At 61.5% G+C, this 22,007-nt stretch carries 21 protein-coding genes and 1 tRNA gene; 9 read left to right on the top strand and 13 right to left on the bottom strand.

Going from position 1 to position 22,007, the window contains the following annotated elements; genetic code table 11:
- Window positions 1-191: 191 nt before the first annotated feature.
- From INQ47_RS09805 to INQ47_RS09785, 5 genes are all read right to left on the bottom strand, one after another.
- Complete coding sequence (locus INQ47_RS09805) at window positions 192-1,397, bottom strand: adenovirus L4-33K/L4-22K family protein (protein ID WP_404701589.1); 1,206 nt, start codon at window positions 1,395-1,397, stop codon at window positions 192-194.
- A 111-nt stretch (window positions 1,398-1,508) separates the two neighbouring features.
- Window positions 1,509-2,198 (bottom strand): ABC transporter permease, encoded by a 690-nt coding sequence (locus INQ47_RS09800; RefSeq protein WP_014589362.1) that lies wholly within the window; start codon window positions 2,196-2,198, stop codon window positions 1,509-1,511.
- Window positions 2,195-2,890 (bottom strand): ABC transporter permease, encoded by a 696-nt coding sequence (locus INQ47_RS09795; RefSeq protein WP_252461059.1) that lies wholly within the window; start codon window positions 2,888-2,890, stop codon window positions 2,195-2,197. The genes INQ47_RS09800 and INQ47_RS09795 overlap by 4 nt, the downstream gene beginning before the upstream one ends.
- 54 nt (window positions 2,891-2,944) lie before the next feature.
- Window positions 2,945-3,697 carry an ABC transporter substrate-binding protein gene (locus tag INQ47_RS09790; RefSeq protein WP_021782626.1) on the bottom strand — a complete coding sequence of 251 codons (753 nt, stop codon included), beginning with the start codon at window positions 3,695-3,697 and terminating at the stop codon, window positions 2,945-2,947.
- An 11-nt stretch (window positions 3,698-3,708) separates the two neighbouring features.
- Complete coding sequence (locus INQ47_RS09785; RefSeq protein ID WP_003255746.1) at window positions 3,709-4,482, bottom strand: ABC transporter ATP-binding protein; 774 nt, start codon at window positions 4,480-4,482, stop codon at window positions 3,709-3,711.
- A 631-nt stretch (window positions 4,483-5,113) separates the two neighbouring features.
- Between INQ47_RS09785 and gabP the strand changes: the two genes are divergently transcribed.
- On the top strand, window positions 5,114-6,499 hold the full coding sequence (gene gabP, locus INQ47_RS09780; protein ID WP_252461061.1) for a GABA permease: 1,386 nt from the start codon (window positions 5,114-5,116) through the stop codon (window positions 6,497-6,499).
- Between the two features lie 246 nt (window positions 6,500-6,745).
- On the opposite strand, the gene INQ47_RS09775 is transcribed toward gabP, so the two are convergent.
- Complete coding sequence (locus INQ47_RS09775; protein WP_014589364.1) at window positions 6,746-7,189, bottom strand: hypothetical protein; 444 nt, start codon at window positions 7,187-7,189, stop codon at window positions 6,746-6,748.
- A 239-nt stretch (window positions 7,190-7,428) separates the two neighbouring features.
- On the opposite strand from INQ47_RS09775, the gene INQ47_RS09770 reads away from it, so the two are divergent.
- The gene (locus INQ47_RS09770) at window positions 7,429-7,656 is read left to right on the top strand and encodes a hypothetical protein (protein WP_176683584.1); all 228 of its coding nucleotides are present in this window, start codon (window positions 7,429-7,431) and stop codon (window positions 7,654-7,656) included.
- Between the two features lie 188 nt (window positions 7,657-7,844).
- Here the strand turns inward: INQ47_RS09770 and INQ47_RS09765 are convergent.
- The 4 genes from INQ47_RS09765 to INQ47_RS09750 all read right to left on the bottom strand — a co-directional run bounded on the left by INQ47_RS09765 (window position 7,845) and on the right by INQ47_RS09750 (window position 11,590).
- Window positions 7,845-7,920, bottom strand: a tRNA-Phe gene (locus tag INQ47_RS09765).
- Window positions 7,921-8,010: 90 nt separating this feature from the next.
- Window positions 8,011-8,283: an oxidative damage protection protein gene (locus tag INQ47_RS09760; RefSeq protein ID WP_003255742.1), complete on the bottom strand. Its 273-nt coding sequence runs from the start codon at window positions 8,281-8,283 to the stop codon at window positions 8,011-8,013.
- Window positions 8,280-9,347: an A/G-specific adenine glycosylase gene (mutY, locus tag INQ47_RS09755; RefSeq protein ID WP_064615102.1), complete on the bottom strand. Its 1,068-nt coding sequence runs from the start codon at window positions 9,345-9,347 to the stop codon at window positions 8,280-8,282. Before mutY ends, INQ47_RS09760 begins: the two co-directional genes overlap by 4 nt.
- Window positions 9,344-11,590: an AsmA family protein gene (locus INQ47_RS09750; RefSeq protein ID WP_404701588.1), complete on the bottom strand. Its 2,247-nt coding sequence runs from the start codon at window positions 11,588-11,590 to the stop codon at window positions 9,344-9,346. Before INQ47_RS09750 ends, mutY begins: the two co-directional genes overlap by 4 nt.
- A 268-nt stretch (window positions 11,591-11,858) precedes the next feature.
- On the opposite strand from INQ47_RS09750, the gene INQ47_RS09745 reads away from it, so the two are divergent.
- From INQ47_RS09745 to hisF, 6 genes are all read left to right on the top strand, one after another.
- On the top strand, window positions 11,859-13,520 hold the full coding sequence (locus INQ47_RS09745; protein WP_252461066.1) for an OFA family MFS transporter: 1,662 nt from the start codon (window positions 11,859-11,861) through the stop codon (window positions 13,518-13,520).
- Window positions 13,521-13,704: 184 nt separating this feature from the next.
- Entirely contained in the window at window positions 13,705-14,298 is a 594-nt protein-coding gene (gene hisB, locus INQ47_RS09740) for an imidazoleglycerol-phosphate dehydratase HisB (protein ID WP_003255736.1), read from the top strand.
- Window positions 14,299-14,937 carry an imidazole glycerol phosphate synthase subunit HisH gene (gene hisH / locus INQ47_RS09735; RefSeq protein ID WP_176683582.1) on the top strand — a complete coding sequence of 213 codons (639 nt, stop codon included), beginning with the start codon at window positions 14,299-14,301 and terminating at the stop codon, window positions 14,935-14,937.
- Window positions 14,938-15,198 (top strand): DUF2164 domain-containing protein, encoded by a 261-nt coding sequence (locus INQ47_RS09730; RefSeq protein WP_021782634.1) that lies wholly within the window; start codon window positions 14,938-14,940, stop codon window positions 15,196-15,198.
- 27 nt (window positions 15,199-15,225) lie between these two features.
- Complete coding sequence (gene hisA / locus INQ47_RS09725; RefSeq protein ID WP_003255731.1) at window positions 15,226-15,963, top strand: 1-(5-phosphoribosyl)-5-[(5-phosphoribosylamino)methylideneamino]imidazole-4-carboxamide isomerase; 738 nt, start codon at window positions 15,226-15,228, stop codon at window positions 15,961-15,963.
- Window positions 15,964-15,973: 10 nt separating this feature from the next.
- The gene (hisF, locus tag INQ47_RS09720; RefSeq protein ID WP_252461077.1) at window positions 15,974-16,744 is read left to right on the top strand and encodes an imidazole glycerol phosphate synthase subunit HisF; all 771 of its coding nucleotides are present in this window, start codon (window positions 15,974-15,976) and stop codon (window positions 16,742-16,744) included.
- Between the two features lie 117 nt (window positions 16,745-16,861).
- Here the strand turns inward: hisF and choV are convergent, their stop codons facing one another.
- The 3 genes from choV to INQ47_RS09705 all read right to left on the bottom strand — a co-directional run bounded on the left by choV (window position 16,862) and on the right by INQ47_RS09705 (window position 19,914).
- Window positions 16,862-18,040 (bottom strand): choline ABC transporter ATP-binding protein, encoded by a 1,179-nt coding sequence (choV, locus tag INQ47_RS09715; RefSeq protein ID WP_404701587.1) that lies wholly within the window; start codon window positions 18,038-18,040, stop codon window positions 16,862-16,864.
- Window positions 18,037-18,885: a choline ABC transporter permease subunit gene (choW, locus tag INQ47_RS09710; protein WP_252461091.1), complete on the bottom strand. Its 849-nt coding sequence runs from the start codon at window positions 18,883-18,885 to the stop codon at window positions 18,037-18,039. The genes choV and choW overlap by 4 nt, the downstream gene beginning before the upstream one ends.
- 81 nt (window positions 18,886-18,966) lie before the next feature.
- Window positions 18,967-19,914, bottom strand: coding sequence for a choline ABC transporter substrate-binding protein (locus INQ47_RS09705; RefSeq protein ID WP_021782637.1), 948 nt, complete (start codon window positions 19,912-19,914; stop codon window positions 18,967-18,969).
- Between the two features lie 452 nt (window positions 19,915-20,366).
- On the opposite strand from INQ47_RS09705, the gene INQ47_RS09700 reads away from it, so the two are divergent.
- Window positions 20,367-21,743 (top strand): L-serine ammonia-lyase, encoded by a 1,377-nt coding sequence (locus INQ47_RS09700; protein ID WP_404701586.1) that lies wholly within the window; start codon window positions 20,367-20,369, stop codon window positions 21,741-21,743.
- Window positions 21,744-22,007 lie beyond the last annotated feature (264 nt).

The following is a 22,007-nucleotide window of genomic DNA, read 5'->3' as shown; positions in this document are numbered from 1 at the left end:
TTATGCACAAGTGGCATCGGCGACCTGAGCGAAAGGCATGCCGGATCGCTACGCCGCTTGTCTTTGCGCAAACGCCTGTTTTTACTGGGCTGCAGCTGCAAGCAGGAATAAGCCAAGCGCTTGAAATAGCGCTTGGATCCAACAGGTAATCACAAGCTTGTTCACAGACTTATCCACAGGTTGTGCTGCGGCTAACCGTCGCGTTCCGCAAGAATGAGCAGGTTGCGCGGGGTCAGTGGGTAATCGCAAAACAGGCCCAGGCGCACGTCATAGCCTTGTTCTTCGAGGAACAGGGCGCGATCGAGTACCAGCCACAGCTCCAGTGGCCGACGGAACAGGTTGCGTACGCGCTCCAGGTTCCGAACCTCGGCCAGGCGTTGCCAGCCCGCAGCTTCCAACATTGCCCAGTCCGGGTTGCCGCTCACTGGCAATTGCTTCAGTTCAGCCAGGTCACGGCAGTATTGCTCGAAGGGCTTCTCCAGCCAGGCCACCGGCAGGGAAGGCGTCGGCAGGTATTCATCGGTCTGGCGCTGCTGACGTTGCAGCAGGTCGAAGCCCAGGCGCCGGGCCATCGAGGTGTCGCGCTGGCGCCGCACGCGGGCGCCGGCAGTGACGGTTTCGCTCAAGGGCAGGCCCAGGTCGTCCAGCGAAAGCAGCAGGCTCGACGCCTGCGCGGCTGTGGATAACGCTTGGTATTGCTGCGCCGCGATGCGGTTGTAGCAGCAGGGGGCTATGGCCAGTTGCCGGCAACCTTGCTGGCTGGCCAGTTGCATCAGGCGTACATGCAGATCACCACAGGCATGCAGGGCAACCACGCTTTTATCGTCAGCCAGGTGGCGAGCGCTGTCTGTGGCCATCACGTCCTGGTGTACGTGCTGTGCTTGCAAGTGGTGGTGTGCACTCAGGGCCTGACCTGCAGCGACCAGGTCGGCGTCGTACTCCAGGCAGGTCAGGTGTTGCCCGGGTTGCAGCAGGCGGCGGCCGAGGTGGCCTTTGCCAGAGCACCAGTCCAGCCAGTGCCGGGGCTGCTTGCGGAAGGCCAGGTGGCTGGCGAAGGCTTCGATCTGCTGCCATTTGCGGCCGGGGACGGCGACGTCCAGGCGGTGGGCGGCAGGCGGTAGATTGGTTTGCGCAAGGCTGCCGAGCGTGGCGAGTTGTCGGGCTTGCTCGGCCAGTTGCGGGAATGGGGCAGGCAAGCGGTCAGCGGCGCTGTCGGCTTCGGCGTCTTCCAGGGAACATTGGCGCAGGTGGGCGGCAAGCGCTGGGTGGGTGGTTTCCCAAGGCAGTTGCAGGGTGGTGAAGGGGCGGGGTTTCCACAGCTGTTGGTGCTCGATCAGGAACTGGTCGAGGGCCTGGAAGCGGGTGCTTAGGTGGTGGCTGTGGAGGGGGCTGGGCATGGGGATGTGTGTTGGGGTTGAGGGCCTATTCGCGGGTAAACCCGCTCCTACGAAGGTTCAGCATAGGCCTGTTGTAGGAGCGGGCGTGCCCGCGAAGAAGGCTAGGAGATGTCAGCGGCCTTGGCAGGCATCCACGCGCAACCAGCGCTCCAGCAGCTTGAAGCCTTGCACCAGCATGAACGAGATCACCAGGTAGAACACGCCTGCAGCGAAGAAGATCTCCACCGGCAGGTAGGTGCGGGCGATGATGGTACGGGCCATGCCGGTCAGCTCCAGCAGTGTCACGGTACTGGCCAGGGCACTGGCCTTGAGCATCAGGATCACTTCGTTGCTGTACGCCGGCAGGCCGATGCGCGCGGCGCGTGGCAGCATGATGTAGAACAGCGCCTTGCCCCGCGACATACCCAGCGCCCGCGCCGCCTCGATCTCACCTTTGGGGATCGACTGCAGTGCGCCGCGCAGGATCTCGGCGATGTACGCGGCGGTGTGCAGGGTCATGGTCAGCACCGTGCACCAGAACGGATCGCGCAGGTATGGCCACAGCGAGCTGGAGCGCACCGCATCGAACTGCGCCAGGCCGTAATAGACCAGGAACAGTTGCACCAGCAGTGGCGTGCCGCGGAAGAAGAAGATGTAGCTGAACGGCACGGCGCGCACGTACCAGTGGCGCGAGGAACGGGCGATGCCCAGCGGGATGGCCAGGATCAACCCGGCAACCACGGCAATGGCCACCAGTTCCAGGGTCAGGACCGCACCCTCGGCCAGGCGTGGCAGCCATTTGAAGATGACTTCCCAATTCATTGTTCAGCCCTCGCAAAGCCGCGAGCGGCGCGTTTTTCCATGAAATGCATACCGGTCATGGCAATGACGGTCAGGCCCAGGTAGATGCAGGCCGCAACCATATAGAAGGTGAACGGCTCTTTGGTCACGGTCACGCCGATTTGTGCGTGGCGCATGATTTCTTCCAGGCCGATTACCGACACCAGGGCGGTGTCCTTCATCAGGATCATGAACAGGTTGCCAAGGCCGGGCAGGGCGATGCGCCACATCTGCGGCAGGATGATCCGCGAGAGGATGCGGCCCTTGGACAGGCCTAGCGCCAGGCCAGCTTCACGGTGGCCTTTGGGGATCGCCAGGATGGCGCCACGGAACACTTCGGTGGCGTAGGCGCCAAAGCACAGGCCCAGGGCGATCACGCCCGCGGCGAAGGCGCTGAGCTCCAGGCCCGGCATGTTCAGGGCTTCGCCGAGGCTGCTCATGAGCCCGACGGTACCGAAATAGATAAGCAGCACCCACAGCAGTTCGGGCACGCCGCGAACCAGGGTCGAGTAGAAGCCGCCAAGCCATTGCAGCGGCTTGAGCGGAGAGGTCTTGGCCAGGGCGCCGAGCAGGCCCAGGACCAGCCCCAGCAGCAAGGCGCAAAGCGCCAGTTTTACGGTCATCAGGGTGCCGGCCATCATGGCCGGACCGAATCCGTGCAGGTCGATATTCATGGGCAGGTCATTTTAGGGACTGGCGCGCCGCAAGGGCGCGCCGGTCAGGGCGGATCATTCGATGCTGAACGGGAAGTACTTGTCGTTGATTTTCTTGTACGTACCGTCGGCTTTGATTTCTGCCAGGGCTTTGTTCAGGTCGTCGCGCAGCTTGGTGTCACCTTTACGCACGGCAATGCCGATCTTGTCGCTGTCCATCACCGGCTCACCCTTGAACTCGAAGTTCGAGCCGTCTTTGCTTTTCAGCCACTCGTACTGCACGTACTTGTCGGCCAGGATGCCGTCGATACGACCGGAGACCAGGTCGAGGTAGGCGTTTTCCTGGGTGTCGTAGAGTTTGATATCGACATCCGGGTAGTTGTCTTCAAGGTAGGTGCCGGCCAGGGTGGCGCGCTGGGTGCCGATGACCTTGCCCTTGAGCGACGCTTTGTCGGTCTTGAAGTCGACGTTTTTCGGCGCGATGAACTGCAGCTTGTTGGAGTAGTACGGATCGGTGAAGTCCACAGCCTGCTTGCGCTCGTCGGTGATCGACAGCGACGACACCAGGAAGTCGAACTTCTTGGCGTTAAGGGCCGGGATGATGCCGTCCCAGTCGGAGGTAACGACCGAGCACTCGACTTTCATCTTGGCGCACAGGGCGTCGCCGATGTCTTTGTCGAAGCCAACCACGTTACCGCTGGCATCCTTGTTGTTGAACGGTGGGTAGGCGGCTTCGATGCCCATGCGCAGTTTTTCTGCGGCCATGGCGTTTGCCGACATCACCAGCGTGGCAGCAGCTGCCAGGAGAAACTTCTTGTAGGTGTGCATGTATTGCTCCGTTAGCGGTGGCTGGACATGAATTGCTTGCAACGCGCCGAGGTCGGGTTCTCGAAGACCTGCTGCGGCGATCCCTGCTCTTCGACCAGGCCCTGGTGCAGGAAGACGACTTCACTGGACACATGGCGGGCAAAGCTCATCTCGTGCGTCACCAGCAGCATGGTACGGCCTTCTTCGGCCAATGCGCGGATAACGTTAAGCACTTCCTGGACCATTTCCGGATCGAGCGCCGATGTAGGCTCGTCGAACAGGATGACCTTGGGCTTCATGGCCAGGGTACGGGCAATGGCGGCGCGCTGTTGCTGGCCACCGGAAAGCTGGGCGGGGTAGCTGTGGCGTTTGTCGTAGATGCCGACCTTGTTCAGCAGCGCTTCGGCTGCTTCGATGGCCTCGGCCTTGCTTTGGCCGAGCACGCGGCGTGGCGCCTCGATGATGTTGTCGAGGATCGACATGTGTGGCCACAGGTTGAAATTCTGGAAGACAAAGCCGATTTCGCTGCGCAGGCGATTGATCTGGCGGTTGTCGGCTGCAATCAGGTCGCCATTCTTGGCGGCCTTGAGCTTGAGGGCTTCGCCGGCGACCAGGATTTCGCCTTGGTGCGGGTTCTCGAGCAGGTTGATGCAGCGCAGCAGGGTGGACTTGCCGGAGCCGGACGACCCCAGGATGGAGATCACGTCACCGTCGCGAGCGGTCAGCGAAATGCCCTTGAGAATTTCCTGCTCGCCGTAGCGTTTGTGCAAATTGCGGATTTCCAGCGCGGGCGTGGCCTGAGCCATGTGCGGTCCTCATGTGTTCGGGTGCGTTCCCAGCTGTTGGCGGCCTTCCTGGCGTGCGCCAAGCTAGCATAGCGGCATTATGACGGCCAACAGGGTCGCCGGGGACTGGGGGCGCTGGTGGGGCAGTTTGTCGCATCGCTACAGCGTAACGTCGCGCAGATGTCCGCGAAGGTGTCGCCCAGCACCAGAGCCTTGATGAAAAAAGGCGCGATGGTGCCAGCTTTGGCCGGCTCATGGAAGCTGTTTTGGCCCATTGAAGGGGTAAACCCGACCTTTTGCCTGTGGGAACGGGTTCCCCCGCGAATGACTCTTTGAAGTTATAAGGTTGTACCCGTAGGTTGCACTTTTTGGCATTGCGCTGGTGCAATGGTGTTACCGAGGAGCACCTTTGGTGCATTTGTAAGTGGGTATTTCAGTAATCCGTTGATTTGATGCCCTTTCGGTCAAGCAATGGCCGAAAGCCCTCTAGGCCGCATCCTAAAAGGCCTGCAGAATTTTCTGACGAATGCATTCAGCACCTGGCGCGCTTATTGCCAGTAGGAAACCGCCGATTGCAGCGACGCCTAGGTCAACCCCTGGCGCGCTCTGTATCCGCAGTCGGCGTGGTCCACTCCTTACAAAGGTAGTTTCAATGAGCGGTAACAATTCCAATGACCTCGCTCAGGGGCTCAAGCAACGGCATGTGACCATGCTGTCCATCGCTGGCGTCATCGGTGCCGGCCTGTTCGTAGGCTCCGGCCACGCCATCGCAGCTGCCGGCCCTGCCGTGCTGCTGGCTTACGCTGCCGCCGGTACGCTGGTCGTACTGGTCATGCGTATGCTGGGTGAAATGGCAGTCGCCTCGCCTGACACTGGTTCGTTCTCTACGTATGCCGACCGCGCCATCGGGCGCTGGGCCGGTTTCACCATTGGTTGGCTGTACTGGTGGTTCTGGGTGCTTGTGATTCCGCTGGAAGCCAACGCAGCCGCAGCCATTCTGCATGCCTGGTTCCCGGCGGTTGACCTGTGGGCGTTCTCCCTCATCATTACCCTGGCACTGACACTTACCAACCTGTGCAGTGTGAAGAACTACGGCGAGTTCGAGTTCTGGTTTGCCCTGCTCAAAGTGCTGGCGATCATCGGCTTCATCGCCGTGGGCTGTGCTGCTTTGTTCGGCTTTGTACCGAGCAGCCAGGTGAGCGGTGCCAGCCACCTGTTCGATACCCAGGGCTTCATGCCCAACGGCCTGGGCGCAGTGCTGGCCGCGATGCTGACCACCATGTTCTCGTTCATGGGTACTGAAATCGTCACCATCGCCGCTGCCGAGTCGAAGGACCCGGGCAAGCAGATCAGTCGTGCCACCAACTCGGTAATCTGGCGTATCTGCCTGTTCTACCTGGTGTCGATCTTCCTGGTCGTGGCCCTGGTGCCGTGGAACGACCCGGCCCTGGCCGAGGCTGGCTCGTACCAGACCGTGCTGAGCCGTATCGGTGTGCCGAATGCCAAGTTGATCGTCGACATCGTCGTGCTTGTTGCAGTAACCAGCTGCCTGAACTCGGCGCTATACACTTCTTCGCGCATGTTGTTCTCGCTGAGCAAGCGTGGTGATGCTCCGGCCATCGCCCAGCGCACCACCAAGGCGGCGACCCCGCACGTGGCGGTACTGCTGTCCACTGCGGCGGCGTTTCTCTGCGTGTTCGCCAACTTCGTGGCACCAGCCCAGGTATTCGAGTTCCTGCTGGCCAGCTCTGGCGCCATTGCGCTGCTAGTGTACCTGGTGATCGCCGTGTCGCAACTGCGCATGCGCGCCCAGCGTGAAGCCCGTGGCGAAAAGATCACCTTCAAGATGTGGCTGTTCCCGGGGCTGACCTGGGCGACCATTGCCTTCATCGTTGCCATTCTGGTGGTCATGGCGCTGCGTGAGGATCACCGTGTAGAGATCATTGCGACTGCGCTGCTGAGTATTGGTGTGGTGGCAGCTGGCTTGCTGGTGCACCGCAAGCGCGAGGCTGCCGGGCGGGCGGCGCTGGACAGCTGATCTGCGCTGGCTGAAATGAAAAGGCCGCGCCCTGTGAAGGGTGCGGCCTTTTTTTGCCTGTCCCGGCCCTTTCGCGGGCAAGCCCGCAGGTTCACCACAGGCCCGTAGGAGCGGGTTCACCCACGAAAGGGCCGGGCCTGCTGGCCAATTTCCCTGGCTGATCACCGTCGCAGCCGCCATCGTATTCGCGGGTAAACCCGCTCCTACAGGGGGCGCGCAGGGGCCACAACAGGTTACATGGCCCTGTCAGCCAAACTGCTTCTGCTGTTGCTGCTGTTTGGCCACGAGTTCGGAAGCGGCGATATAGGCGTCCTGGAACTCATCACTCTCCAGCCAGGCCATGGTGGTCTCTTCGTCAGCGCCGTCCAGCCATTTGCGGTAGGCGTTGAACACCAGCACGATGTAGTCGGTGGCGTGTTCTTCCTTGTGCCCCTTGAGCACCAGGGCGAGCAGCGGATCCACCAGGAACACCGAGATCATTGGCACCAGGCCGCCTTCCTGGGCTTCCTTCATCTTGTTGAACATCGCGTCGTAGCTGCCCGACTCCATGGCCTTGTTGTACACCTGCTCGACGCTTGCGCTGTCGCCGGCGCTGGCCTTGACCGCTTGGCCGCTGCGTACCATGCGGTTCTGCTTGGCCTTGCTGGCGGCGCGCTTGGCGCGTTTCTGTTGCTTGGTAGGGGTGGCCATGGGCAAATCCTTGGGTGTGTCTGAAAGTGCGCGTATTGAAGCGCAATTGCCCGATAAACCCAAGCAGTGCTCCTGGGCGCTGCAGCTTGAGATGTCTGTGGGATACATATCCAGATTATGCGAACCGTGGGCCCTGCGTAGCTTCTCTCCCGCTGCCAGCCATGCTGGCTGGCAGCCTTTCACCGCGCCAATTCGGCGTCTGTGAGTGATGCGCACGTTTGCGCTGCAAAGGAGGAGTCATGAAGCACTTTTATCTGGTCACCCTGTACGGCTACACGGACGATGGCAGGGTTTACTATCCAACCGGTTTCGCCGGTTGCGACGAGCAGAGGATTACAAAGGCTGACATCGCTGCCGTCATCGAAAAAGGCAAGCAACACGGCCACCTTCGGTTGCACAGCATCTCCTACCTCGGGCACATGACCGAGGATGCATTCGAGCATCTTCGTTCCATGTCGGACGAGTAAGGTTCGACCCGCAGTCTGCTTATGGCTGCGGGTTTCTCGATTGCATGGCGAGCCTTCAGGTTGCGTTGTGAAATCTGGTGTTCTTCGAAGCCGCATGAAGTTAAAAATCACAGACAACAAAAAACCCGCACTAGGCGGGTTTCTTGTTGTCGCTTCGGGTAACTTTGCAACCACCAGAAGCTTGAAGGTGGTGCCCAGAGACGGAGTCGAACCGCCGACACGAGGATTTTCAATCCTCTGCTCTACCGACTGAGCTATCTGGGCGACGAGGTGAATTAAATAGATTTCCGGACCGCTCGTCAACGACTTTTTGAAAAAATTTTAAATTAATTCCGTCGCTTACGATTTTTGGGGTCATTCGGCCGGTGGAACGTAGCCTTCGGCCTGGGCGTATTCTTCGCCGGCGAAAAACTTGTCCATTTCGGCCTGGAGGAATTTGCGGTCCTCGGCGTTCATCATGTTCAGGCGCTTTTCGTTGATCAGCATGGTCTGGTGCTTCTGCCAGTCGGCCCAGGCTTTCTGCGAGATGTGTTCGAAGATGTCCTGGCCCTTGGCGCCGGGGTAGGGCGGGCGTTCCAGGCCGGGTAGTTCTTCTTGGTACTTGCGGCACATCACGGTGCGGGTCATCGGGCGTCTCCTGCAATCAGTTCGTCGGTCGCGCGTTCAAGCAGCTTTTTCACCGGGGCGGCGAGGCCCAGACGCGGCGGGGTGGCGAGGTTATACCAGAGCCAGTCGGCCTCGGCCACGTGCTCGCCGACCGGGTCGACGCGTACTAGCCAGGGTTCGATTGCCAGCTGGAAGTGGCTGAAGGTATGGGTCAGGCCGTCCATTGCATGGCGGCCAGCCAGGCGCAGGCCGTGCTGGTAGGCCAGGTCGTCGAGCTGGGCAATGTCGTCCAGTTCCGGGAGGCTCCACAAACCACCCCACAGGCCGCTGGAAGGACGGCGGTAAAGCAGGATGGCGCCTTCGTGGTTGGCCAGCAGTGGCATCAGTGTGCGCCGTTGCGGCAGCGCCTTGCGCGGTTTGGGCTCGGGGTAGCGGGTTTCTTCGCCGTGCAGGTGCGCTTCGCAGCCACGCTGCAACGGGCAGATCAGGCAACTGGGCTTGCTGCGCGTGCACAGCGTGGCGCCCATGTCCATCATCGCCTGGGTGTAGTGGTTGGCGCGTTGTTGCGGGGTGAAACGCTCGGCGGTGGCCCATAGCTGGTTGGCAACCTTGGGTTCGCCTGGGTAGCCCGCCTGAGCGGTGTAGCGTGCCAGCACGCGCTTGACGTTGCCGTCGAGGATCGGTGCGCGGATGCCCATGCTGATGCTGGCGATGGCGCCGGCAGTCGAGCGGCCGATGCCGGGCAGCTCGGTAAGCTGCTCGACACTGCGCGGGAATTCGCCGCCATGTTGCTCGACGACGACCTTGGCGGCTTTTTGCAGGTTGCGTGCGCGGGTGTAGTAGCCCAGGCCCGTCCACAGGTGCAGCACTTCGTCCTCCGGTGCCTCGGCCAGGGCTTGCACGGTTGGCAGGGCCTGCATGAAGCGGTCGAAGTAGTTGAGCACGGTGCTGACCTGGGTCTGCTGCAACATGATTTCCGACACCCACACGCGGTACGGGGTGATGCCCTGTTGCCAGGGCAGGTCGTGCCGGCCGTGCTCGTCATACCAGTCCAGCACAGCGCTGGAGAACTGCTCGGGGCTCATCGCTTGAACAACCCCTTGAGCGCGTCTTTCAGTTCCGGGCTCACTTTGTCTCCCAGTTTTTCATCAAGCTTTTCATCGATCTTGTCTTTCAGGCGGTTGCCGGCCAGCTTGGCGGCAACCTTGCCCAGGCCGTTCTGGTCGAGGCGGCAGGCCTTTGCGCCGAGTTCCAGCGGGCCACGGCAGCGCAGGGGTACTTCAACACCCACATAACGTTCGTTGACCTGGCAGGCCGGGTCCGGCATGGCACGCTGGTCGCCTTCGACGATTACGCCGATGTTGTAGTCCATGCCCAGCACGCGCAGGTCGAGGTCACCATGGCCGTTGACGGTCAGGCCCGGGATGCGCGCCTTGAGATCCGGGTTGCTGGCGACGCCATTGCGTACCACCAGGCTGCCGCGCAGTTCCTGGAACGGGGTGTCCTTGCCGCGTGGCTCGCTGCTCAGCGTCTTGCGATTGAGCGTGGCGATGGCCTGGCACAGTTGCTGTTCCAGGTTGGCATTGACCAGCACGCCATCGTTGATGGCGAAGTTTGCGCTGCCGTTCAGGGTGTCGACCAGGGCCTTCTGGCTGTTACCAGTGGCTGTCAGATCACTGGTCAGGGTCAGCAGGCCCTTGACCGGTGGCGTCTGTTCCTTGCCTTCGGTCTTGATGAAGTGCTCCACCGGCACCCGCTGGATGTTGGTGTTCACACCCAGCTGTGGCACGGCAGGGCGCACGTCGACCGTGCCCTTGGCTTCGAAGGTGCCGTTGTACAGCTCTCCGCGCAGGGTTTGCAGGGTCAGCAGGCCGCCTTGGCCAACTGCCTTGAGCTGGGCGCCTTCGATCGGCAGCTTGTCCAGGGTCAACGAGCCGAAGGCCAGGTCGGCCTGCAGGTCGAGGGCGCGCAGCCGGTCGACCGGCAGCAGCTTGTCGTCGCTCCATGCCACTTGTGTTGGGGCGCTGGGCAGTGGTGTGGAGCCGGCACTGGCTACGGCGCTGGCCTCTTGTTGCTTGACCTCGGCCTGGCGCGCAGCGGTGGCGCCCTTGGCTTCTTCGCTCTTGGCCGGCAGGTAGCGGTCGGCGTCGAAGGTGTCGCCCTTAAGCTGCAGGCGCAGGGCTTGTTTGGCGAAATCTTCGACGGACACGCGGCCGCTGAAGGTGCTGTCGTCCAGCTTCACCGCCAGGTCTTCCAGGGCCAGGCTGCTGGGCGTGCCCTGCAGGCGAGTGACCAGTTCCAGTTTGGCGAAGGCGGCCGGGTCGTTGGTGGCCGGCAGAGGGTGGCCAATGCTTTCAAGGAAGGCGCGCAGGTTGAACTGTGCGATGGACAGGCCGCCGCTCAGCTGGGGTGCCTTGTCCAGATCACGCAGGTTCAGCTCACCGAGGGCGCGCAGTTGGTTGGCCGAAACTTTCAGGCCGTTCCACGAGGCGACATTGGCGGCCAGGTCGACCAGCAGTTGGCCTTGGGCGGCGAAGGTCACGGTCTTGCCGCCAGTAGGCTCACCCGAGGTCTCGCCCGACAGGCGCATGTCTTCGAAGTTGTAGCGCTTGAGCTTGCGGTCGAAGCGCAATTCGCCGGCCAGCTCGGTACGAGCCTTGATGTTCGGCTGGCTGGCGCTGATGAAGGCGCTGGCCTTGAGCGGGATGTTTGCGCCTTCATGGATCGGGCCGGTGCTCAGCTGGATGCTTTCGGCGCTGTAGCTGTGGCCGGTCTTGGCATCGGTGTACTGCACGCGGGCGTTGTTCACGGTCAGGCTGTCGATGTCCAGCTTGATGGCGCGCTCGTTGCTGTCGGCGGTCGCAGGCTTCTGCTCGGCAGGAGCCTGTGCGGATGCATCGGTGCTTGCGCCGTTCTGCGCGGGCAGCGGCTTGCCGATGTCTTCCCAGTTGCCATGGCCCTGTTCGTCACGCGCCAGGGTCAGGTTCAGACCTTCGACACGTACGTCGCTCATTTGCACTTCGCGGCGCAGCAGCGGCAGCACACGGACCGAAAGGCCAAGCATCTGCAGGTCGGCGAACGGCTCCTTGGGGTTGTTCAAGGTAGCGATGCTGGCTTCGTGCAGCTCCAGGCCCAGCCATGGGAACAGGCTCCAGCCGATGTCACCGTTGAGGGTCAGTTCGATGTGAGCCTTGTCGCGTGCAAGCTGGCGAATCTCGTCTTTGTAGTCGTTGGGATCAAAGAGGTGGGTCAGGGCGAAGCCCAGCGCCACGATGATCAGCAGTAACCCGAGAAGCCCCAGTCCCAGGATTTTGCCGAACGCTTTCATGGGCGAGTCCTTTTAGTCCGTTAGTGAGTTCAGGCGGCAGAGTATAACGCCGTAGCGGTTACCCCTGCTTGTACGACTAGAGATGTAGGAAATTCCTACGCCTGTATCAGATGTTACGGCTTTCGACAGCCTAGTATTGAGCGGGTGCCGGGAGCATGACCGTTTCAGTTAGGCAAAATTGAACGATGGCAGATTGCTTTCATGCTGCTTGATGCTGCTACCCTTGCGCCGCTTCGCGAGCACCCTCCCAATAACAAGGATCAGATCCATGACCAGTACTGTCGCGACGGGAACCTCGGCCAGTGCGCCAGGCTTTCTGTCGAAGGAACGCATAATCGCCCGCCCAGGCTTCAACCGCTGGCTGGTCCCGCCAGCCGCCCTGGCCATTCACCTGTGCATCGGTATGGCCTACGGCTTTTCGGTATTCTGGCTGCCTTTGTCGCAAGCCCTTGGGATCACCGCCCCCGTCGCCTGTGCGGCAGACATGGGCTTCATGGCCCGAATGTTCAGCGCTGAATGCGACTGGCCAATCTCGATGTTGAGCTGGATCTACACTCTGTTCTTCGTCTTCCTCGGCTGCTCGGCGGCGGTGCTGGGCGGTTGGCTGGAGCACGCCGGCCCGCGCAAGGCTGGCCTGGTGTCGGCCTTGTGCTGGTGCGGTGGCATGCTGCTTTCGGCGATAGGTGTGAAAACCCATCAGCTGTGGCTGATGTGGCTTGGCTCCGGCGTAATCGGCGGTATCGGCCTGGGCCTGGGCTACATCTCGCCGGTATCGACCTTGATCAAGTGGTTCCCGGACAAACGCGGCATGGCCACCGGTATGGCGATCATGGGCTTCGGCGGCGGGGCCATGGTAGGAGCACCGCTGGCCACCGCGCTTATGGGGCATTTTGGCAATGAGCACGAGGTGGGCGTATGGCAGAGCTTTGTCGCCATGGCGGCGATCTACTTCGTGTTCATGACCGCTGGCGCCCTGGCGTATCGCGTACCACCGACCGGCTGGAAGCCTGAAGGCTGGGCTGCGCCGTTGAAGAATGCCAGTAACGCCATGGTCACCGACCGTCACGTGCACGTCAGTGTGGCCTGGAAGACCCCGCAGTTCGCGCTGATCTGGCTGGTGCTGTGCCTGAACGTGTCGGCGGGCATCGGCATTATCGGTATGGCTTCGCCGCTGCTGCAGGAAGTGTTCGCCGGTAAATTACTGGGCAACGAACTGACCTTCAGCCAGCTGAGCACTGCACAGCTGGCGCAGATTGCCGCGATCGCCGCCGGCTTTACCGGCCTGCTGAGCCTGTTCAACATTGGCGGCCGGTTCTTCTGGGCATCGTTCTCCGACTACATCGGCCGCAAGAACACCTACTTTGCCTTCTTCGCCTTGGGTGTGGGCTTGTACAGCCTGGTACCGAACATGGGGCACCTGGGCAACGTGGCACTTTTCGTGGCCGCGTTCTGCATCATTCTGTCGATGTATGGCGGTGGCTTTGCAACGGTGCCGGCCTACCTGGCCGACCTGTTCGGCACGCAGATGGTGGGTGCCATCCATGGTCGCCTGCTGACCGCTTGGGCGGCAGCGGGGGTGCTGGGGCCGGTGCTGATCACCTACCTGCGCGAGTATCAACTGGCGGCAGGTGTGGAGCGGGCAGCGGCTTATGACATGACCTTGTACATTCTCGCGGGTCTGCTGGTGCTGGGCTTTATCTGCAACATGCTGGTGCGCCCGGTGGCCGACAAGCACTTCATGAGTGATGCCGAACTGGCGGCCGAGCGCGCGTTGAGCCATGACAAGGGCGCCGATGGGGCGCGGTCGCTGGAGTGGACAGCGGCGCCAGGCAGCCTGCCACTGGTATTGCTGGCCTGGGCGGTGGTGGTTGTGCCGTTGGCCTGGGGTGTCTGGGTGACCTTGCAGAAGACCGCTGTGCTGTTCCATTGATCAGCAGGGGGCGCGTTGCGCCCCTTTCGCAGATGCAGGGGCGGGCCGTATTGGTTGTATAGACCTGTAGCGGCATCCGGTCCGCGTAAATCCTGGCTTTGCCATATGTCATCCGCGTTTCAAGCTGGCGCGTTCTGGGCCTATAATGAACCCCTTTTCGCCCAATGATTTTGCGGAGCTGGTGATGGTTGAACGTAAGGCTTCCGTCGAGCGCAATACCCTGGAAACCCAGGTCAAGTGCTCGATCAACCTCGATGGCAGTGGCAAGGCCCGATTCGATATCGGTGTGCCCTTCCTTGAACACATGCTGGACCAGATCGCCCGCCATGGGCTGATCGATCTGGATATCGAGTGCAAGGGTGACACGCATATCGACGATCACCATACCGTCGAAGACGTCGGCATCACCCTGGGCATGGCATTCGCCCAAGCCATCGGTGACAAGAAAGGTATCTTCCGCTACGGCCACGCCTACGTGCCGCTGGACGAAGCGCTGTCACGCGTGGTCATCGACTTCTCTGGCCGCCCAGGCCTGCAGATGCACGTGCCGTATACCCGTGCCAGCGTTGGCGGCTTTGATGTCGACCTGTTCCAGGAGTTTTTCCAGGGCTTCGTCAACCACGCCCTGGTAACCCTGCACATCGACAACCTGCGTGGCCACAACACCCACCACCAGATCGAAACCGTATTCAAGGCTTTCGGCCGCGCCCTGCGTATGGCCATCACCCTCGACGAGCGTATGGCCGGGCAGATGCCTTCCACCAAAGGGTGCCTGTAAATGCAAACGGTAGCCGTAATCGACTATGGCATGGGTAACCTGCACTCGGTGGCCAAGGCGCTTGAGCACGTAGGTGCCGGTAAAGTGCTGGTTACCAGCGATGCCTCAGTGATCCGCGAAGCCGACCGTGTGGTGTTCCCGGGCGTGGGCGCGATTCGCGACTGCATGGCCGAGATCCGCCGCCTGGGCTTCGACAGCCTGGTGCGCGAAGTCAGCCAAGACCGCCCGTTCCTCGGCATCTGCGTCGGTATGCAGGCGCTGCTCGAGCACAGTGAGGAAAACACCGGCGTCGACTGCATCGGCCTGTTCCCTGGCCAGGTGCGTTTTTTCGGCAAAGACCTGCAAGAAGACGGCGAGCACCTTAAGGTGCCGCACATGGGCTGGAACGAAGTCGCCCAGACCATCGACCACCCGCTGTGGCACGACATCCCTGACCGCGCACGTTTTTACTTCGTGCACAGCTACTACATCAATGCCGGCAAACCGGGCCAGGTGGTGGGGCGCGGTCACTATGGCGTCGACTTCGCCGCAGCGCTGGCCGATGGTTCGCGCTTTGCCGTGCAGTTCCACCCGGAGAAGAGCCATACCCATGGCCTGCAACTGCTGCAGAACTTCATCGCCTGGGACGGGCGCTGGTAAATGAGCAGGTCGAAGACCAAGGCCCCGAGCATCACCCTTGCCCCCGAACAGGAGCGCGAAGCGCTCGATACCTTGAAGCGCTTCCTCGAAGACCGCTTCGAGCTGCAGTTGGGGTCATTCGAGGTGGCCGAGGTCCTCGAGCTGTTCAGCAAAGAGATTGCACCCCATTACTACAACAGGGCGATTGCCGATGTTCAGCTGCACCTCAAGGAGCGGTTCGAGAGCATCGAAAGCGACCTGTGGGCACTCGAGAAGCCCTGAAACCCAACAAATAGACAGGTTCCCAAGATGCTGATTATCCCCGCTATCGATCTGAAGGACGGTGCTTGCGTGCGCCTGCGCCAGGGCCGCATGGAAGACTCTACGGTATTTTCCGACGACCCGGTGAGCATGGCCGCCAAGTGGGTCGAGGGTGGTTGCCGCCGCCTGCACCTGGTCGACCTCAACGGCGCCTTCGAAGGCCAGCCGGTCAATGGTGAAGTGGTTACCGCCATCGCCAAGCGCTACCCGAACCTGCCGATCCAGATCGGCGGCGGTATCCGTTCGCTGGAAACCATCGAACACTACGTCAAGGCTGGCGTCAGCTACGTGATCATCGGCACCAAGGCAGTCAAGCAGCCCGAGTTCGTCGCTGAAGCGTGCAAAGCCTTCCCGGGCAAGGTCATCGTCGGCCTGGACGCCAAGGACGGTTTCGTCGCCACCGACGGTTGGGCCGAAGTCAGCTCGGTGCAGGTCATCGACCTGGCCAAGCGTTTCGAGGCCGATGGCGTCTCGGCGATCGTCTACACCGACATCGCAAAGGACGGCATGATGCAGGGCTGCAACGTGCCCTTCACCAAGGCACTGGCTGAAGCCACCCGTATCCCGGTGATCGCCTCGGGTGGCATTCACAACCTGGGCGACATCAAGGCCCTGCTGGACGCCAAGGCCCCGGGCATCATCGGCGCCATCACTGGCCGTGCCATCTACGAAGGCACCCTGGATGTCGCTGAGGCCCAGGCCTTCTGTGACAACTACCAAGGCTGAGGACTGAACCATGGCACTGGCCAAGCGCATTATCCCTTGCCTGGACGTGGACAACGGCCGGGTGGTCAAGGGCGTCAAGTTCGAGAACATCCGTGATGCCGGCGACCCGGTGGAAATCGCCCGTCGCTACGACGAGCAAGGTGCCGACGAAATCACCTTTCTCGACATCACCGCCAGCGTCGATGGCCGCGACACCACGCTGCATACCGTCGAGCGCATGGCCAGCCAGGTGTTCATCCCGCTGACGGTCGGTGGTGGCGTGCGTACCGTGCAGGACATCCGCAACCTGCTCAACGCCGGTGCCGACAAGGTCTCGATCAACACCGCCGCGGTGTTCAACCCGGAGTTTGTCGGCGAGGCGGCGGACCGTTTCGGCTCGCAGTGCATCGTTGTCGCCATCGATGCCAAGAAAGTGTCCGGGCCAGGTGAAGAGCCGCGCTGGGAGATTTTCACTCACGGCGGGCGCAAGCCGACCGGGCTGGATGCAGTCGAGTGGGCGAAGAAGATGGAAGGCCTGGGCGCTGGCGAGATCCTGCTGACCAGCATGGACCAGGACGGCATGAAGAACGGCTTCGACCTGGGGGTCACCCGCGCTATCAGTGATGCGCTGGGCATTCCGGTGATTGCCTCGGGGGGTGTGGGTAGCCTGCAGCACCTGGCAGACGGCATTCTGGAAGGGCACGCCAGCGCGGTGCTGGCGGCCAGCATCTTCCACTTTGGCGAGTACACAGTGCCGGAGGCCAAGGCCTACATGGCTTCGCGCGGGATTGTCGTTCGCTGATCCATTGATCGGGGCTGCTTTGCAGCCCTTCGCGGGCACGCCCGCTCCCACAGAGATCTCAGCAAACCTGTGGGAGCGGGCGTGCCCGCGAAGGGCCGCGAAGCGGCCCCAATTACCTCAGCCGAGGGTCTTGCCGAGCAGCGCGTGGTAAAGCTCGGTATCCCCGAGAATCCCCACCACCTTGTCGTTATCCTGCAGCACCAGCTTGTTGCCGGTCTGATAACGAATCTGCAGTGCGTCACGCATGCCAATATCGGCGTGCACCACAGTCGGCCTGCGCTCCAGCAACTCCACATCTTGCCCCGGTGCCCATTTCTGCATGTCCAGACCGTTCTGGCCCTGGCGTGCACGCTTGAGCGCGCCGCCTTCGCCAAGGTCCAGCCACGAGTCGATACCTGGGTCCAGGCACACCGAGCCATTGACCCGTTTGCAGTTGTCCAGGCTGCGCATCAGGCTGCGGCCGCACAGCACGTTAAGCGGGTTGGTATGGGCGACGAAGGTGCGCACGTATTCGTCGGCCGGGTTCAGCACGATCTCCTCCGGCTTGCTGTACTGGATGATCCGTCCGTCTTTCATGATCGCAATGCGGGTACCCAGTTTCAGCGCTTCGTCCAGGTCGTGGCTGACGAACACGATGGTTTTGCTCAGCTTGGCCTGCAAGCCAAGCAGCTCATCTTGCAGGCCCTGGCGGATCAGGGGATCCAGCGCCGAGAACGGTTCGTCCATCAGCAAGATGTCGGCATCCATCGCCAGCGCCCGGGCCAGACCCACGCGCTGTTGCATGCCGCCAGAAAGCTCATCCGGCTTCTTGTTGCGCCACTGGGTCAGGCCCACCAGCTCAAGCTTCTCGTCGACCAGCTTGCGCCGTTCCTTTTCCGGACGACCCTGCATTTCCAGGCCAAAGCTGATGTTCTCGCGCACCGTCAGCCAGGGCATCAGGGCAAACTTCTGGAACACCATGGCGATGCGCTTGGTGCGCATCATCTTCAGTTCGGCCGCGGAGCAGTTGGCAATGTCGATGTGCCTGCCTTCGTGCTCGACGAACAACTTGCCGCGGCTGACGGTGTTGAGGCCGTTGATGCAGCGCAGCAGGCTCGACTTGCCCGAGCCGGACAAGCCCATCAGCACGCAGATCTCGCCTTTGTTGATATCGAGGTTGGCCTTTTCGACACCCACCACCAGGCCGGTCTGCTTGAGGATCTGCTCGCGGGTCTGGCCTTGGTCCAGCAGCGACAGTGCCTCGCGCGGCTTGTTGGAGAAGATGACGTCGACGTCTTCGAAACGAATGATGCTCATGCCTCACCCCTTACCGGCAGTTCCGGTTGCTTGCAGATACGGTCGAGCATGATTGCCAGCAGCACGATCGCCAGGCCCGCTTCGAAGCCCAGGGAGATATCGGCGGTGTTCAGTGCGTTGACCACAGGTTTGCCCAGGCCGTCAGCGCCGACCAGGGCGGCAATTACCACCATCGACAGCGACAGCATGATGCATTGAGTGACACCGGCGGCGATGCTTGGCATCGCGTGCGGCAGTTCGATACGGGTAAGCAGTTGACGACGCGAGCAGCCAAAGGCCTTGCCGGCGTCCATCAACTCTTGCGGCACGTCGCAGATGCCCAGGTAGGTCAGGCGAATGGGCGCGGCGATGGCGAACACCACGGTGGAGATCAGCCCCGGTACCACGCCCAGACCGAACAGGGTCAGGGTAGGGATCAGGTAGACGAAGGTGGGCACCGTCTGCATCAGGTCGAGCACCGGGCGCATGGCGGTATAGAACATCGGTTTGTGCGCGGCGAGGATGCCCAGTGGTACGCCGATCAACACACATACCACCGTGGCGAAGGTGACCTGCGCCAGGGTTTCCATGGTTTCCTGCCAGTAACCCAGGTTGAGGATCAGCAGGAACGACAGGGCAACGAACGCCGTCAGCGCCCACTTGCGCTGGATCAGGTGCGCCAGGGCGGCGAACAGGGCGATGAGAACGAGCGGGTTGAACCAGGTAAGGGTACTGGTGACCCCGTAGATCATGAACTCCAGGCCTTGCGCGATGGCGTCGAAGTAATTCGCGCCATGCTGGGTCAGCCATTCGACGAACGACGCGATGTACTGGCCCAAGGGTATTTTCTGATCGATAAGCATGATAGCGAGCTTCCACCTGCATAGATTGAAATCAACCCGGAGCAGGCACGGTCCTGCCCCGAGGTAGCGCCACTGCGTAGTTCGTTATTGCGTAAGCTTGGCCTTGGCCGCCTCCAGGCCGGGTTTGCCATCAACGGTGGTTACGCCGGCCAGCCAGGCATCCAGCTTGCCTGGGTTGTCCTTGATCCATTTCCTGGCGGCGGCTTCGGGTTTCATCTTGTCGTCCAGGACATAGCCCATCATGGTGCTTTCATCCTTGAGCTCAAACGACAGGTTTTTAAGCAGTTGGCCAACGTTGCTGCATTCCTGCGTATACCCCTTGCGGGTGTTTGTCAGCACGGTGGCCTTGCCGAAGTCGGGGCCGAAGAATTCGTCCCCGCCGGTCAGGTACTGCATCTTGAAGCGGGTGTTCATCGGGTGTGGCTCCCAGCCCAGAAACACCATTGCCTCGCCGCGTTTCTGCGCGCGATCAACCTGCGACAGCATGCCCGCCTCGCTGGACTGCACGATCTTGAAACCGGCGTCCTTCAAGCCAAAGGCGTTCTTGTCGATCATGCTCTGGATGGTGCGGTTGCCGTCGTTACCCGGTTCGATGCCGTAGATCTTGCCGTTCAGTTCCTTCTTGAACTTGGGAATGTCGCTGAAATCCTTCAGGCCCTTGTCATACAGCGCCTGAGGGACTGCCAGGGTGTACTTGGCGTTTTCCAGGTTGGCGCGCACGGTTTCTACCGTGCCGGCGTCGCGGTATTGCTTGATGTCGTTCTCCATGGTCGGCATCCAGTTGCCGAGAAACACGTCCAGGTCCTTGCCGGTGGCCAGCGACTTGTAGGTCACCGGTACCGAGATCATGGTGGTGTGGGTCTTGTAACCCAGGGCTTCGAGCACAACGCTGGTGGTCGCGGTCGTGACTGTGATGTCGGTCCAGCCGACATCGGAGAAGCGTACAGTCTGACACTGCTCGGGTTCGGCTGCCTGGGCCAGCAATGGCGCGGACAGCAGCGCAACCAGCAACAGCGAGGGTGAACCTTTCATGGATGGACTCCTGAGATATTGTCTTCGGGTTCGCGTGGGTCGCCGGGCTTTCTGAGGGTCCGGTCGACCAGGCCTGCAGAGGGCAGGATGCGTGGCCGTGCTTTACGAGTCGCTTTCGATAATCCTCCAGCGCCGGGCAATCGCCTACTGGTGGGGTCGTATCCAGTACGGAACGGGTCGTATCCAGTATGGGCGATGTCGCTTATGGATTTTTCCACCCCCTCACACGCATTTTTGCGTCACCAGGCCGCTGGAAAACGGCGCGGTGGCCTCAGTTTTCGGTTGAAAACAGCGCGGCGCTGCTGGACAAAAGTACGTCGGTTGCAGACGGCGAGGTAGGCGGTAAAAGCCCGATGATGCTGGCATTCAAGGCGGCCCGCTGTTTGAGCCTAGCAGCTAACCCGCCCTGCGCATGGCGCGCAGAGACAAGCCCAGCAAGAGGTGATTCGACAATGGCCATCAGCGTGTTCGACCTGTTCAAGATCGGTGTCGGGCCCTCCAGCTCCCACACCGTCGGCCCCATGCGTGCTGGCGCCCTGTTCGTTCAGGGCCTGCGCGAACGCGGCGAGCTGGAACGTGTAAAACGGATCGAAGTGCGCCTGTATGGCTCGCTGTCGGCCACCGGTATTGGTCATGGCACCGACAACGCCACCATCATGGGCCTGATGGGCGAGTGGCCTGACGCCATTGACCCGACCCAGATCGTGCCGCGTATCGCCGACCTGCGCGAAACCAACACCCTGCAGCTGGATAGCCGCTTGCCCATCGAGTTTGTCTGGGCCCGCGACATGCTGCTGCTGGACGAGAACCTGCCGTATCACCCCAACGCCATGACCCTGATTGCCGAAGGCGAGCAGGGCGAGTTGCACCGCGACACCTATTACTCGGTGGGTGGCGGCTTTGTGGTCGATGCAGCCCAAGCCGCCAGCGGTGTGCTGGATGCTGACCAGACAGTGCTGCCGTACGACTTCAACAGCGCCGCCGAACTGCTGCGCCTGTGCAAACAAAACGACCTCAGCGTGTCGCAATTGATGATGGCCAACGAGAAGGTCTGGCGCAGCGAGGAAGAAATTCGCGCTGGCCTGCACAAGCTCTGGGAGGCCATGCAGGAATGCGTCAACAACGGCCTCAAGTACGAGGGCACGCTACCCGGCGGGCTGAACGTGCGCCGCCGCGCCGCCAAGCTGCACCGCAGCCTGCAGGAAATCGGCAAGCCCAACGTGATCGGCTCGACCATGAGTGCCATGGAATGGGTCAACCTGTTCGCCTTGGCGGTCAATGAAGAAAACGCCGCTGGCGGGCGCATGGTGACCGCGCCGACCAACGGCGCGGCGGGCATCATCCCGGCTGTGCTGCATTACTACATGCGTTTCAGTGATGAGGTTGATGAGTCCAGCGTTGTCGACTACTTCCTGGCTGCCGCCGCCGTGGGCATCCTGTGCAAGAAGAACGCCTCGATCTCTGGTGCCGAAGTGGGCTGCCAGGGGGAAGTCGGCTCGGCCTGCGCGATGGCCGCAGCGGGCCTTGCCGAAGTCCTCGGCGCCACTCCGCCACAGGTTGAGAACGCCGCTGAAATTGCCCTGGAACACAACCTTGGCCTGACCTGCGACCCGGTTGGCGGGTTGGTGCAAGTACCCTGCATCGAGCGCAACGCGATTGCAGCGGTGAAGGCCATCAACGCAGTGCAGATGGCGTTACGCGGTGATGGTGAGCACTTCATTTCCCTCGACCAGGTAATCCGCACCATGCGCGATACCGGGGCCGATATGCACGACAAGTACAAAGAGACCTCGCGCGGCGGCCTCGCGGTCAGCGCTATCGAGTGCTGATTTGCTGATCTGACCTCCAGTGCGTCTTCGCGAGCAAGCCCGCTCCTACAGGAACTGTGCAATCCCTGTAGGAGCGGGCTTGCCCGCGAAGACGCCCTTGAGGCTGATGCGGGTGCAACACAACCGCCAATGCCTCTTTATGGTGCAGTGATGAGCGCCCCGTCTACCGTTCGTCGGATGTCGCGATCAGTGTTGGCGTTGTCGGTGACACTTAAGGGTGTCGCTTCTGGGAAACCCACGCGGCGCGTGTCACTAAACTGCTCA

This window comes from Pseudomonas sp. 3HC3 (assembly GCF_044904505.1).
In the GTDB taxonomy this organism is placed as follows: Bacteria; Pseudomonadota; Gammaproteobacteria; order Pseudomonadales; family Pseudomonadaceae; genus Aquipseudomonas; species Aquipseudomonas putida_Y.
This window is presented reverse-complemented; position numbering and strand designations above follow the sequence as displayed.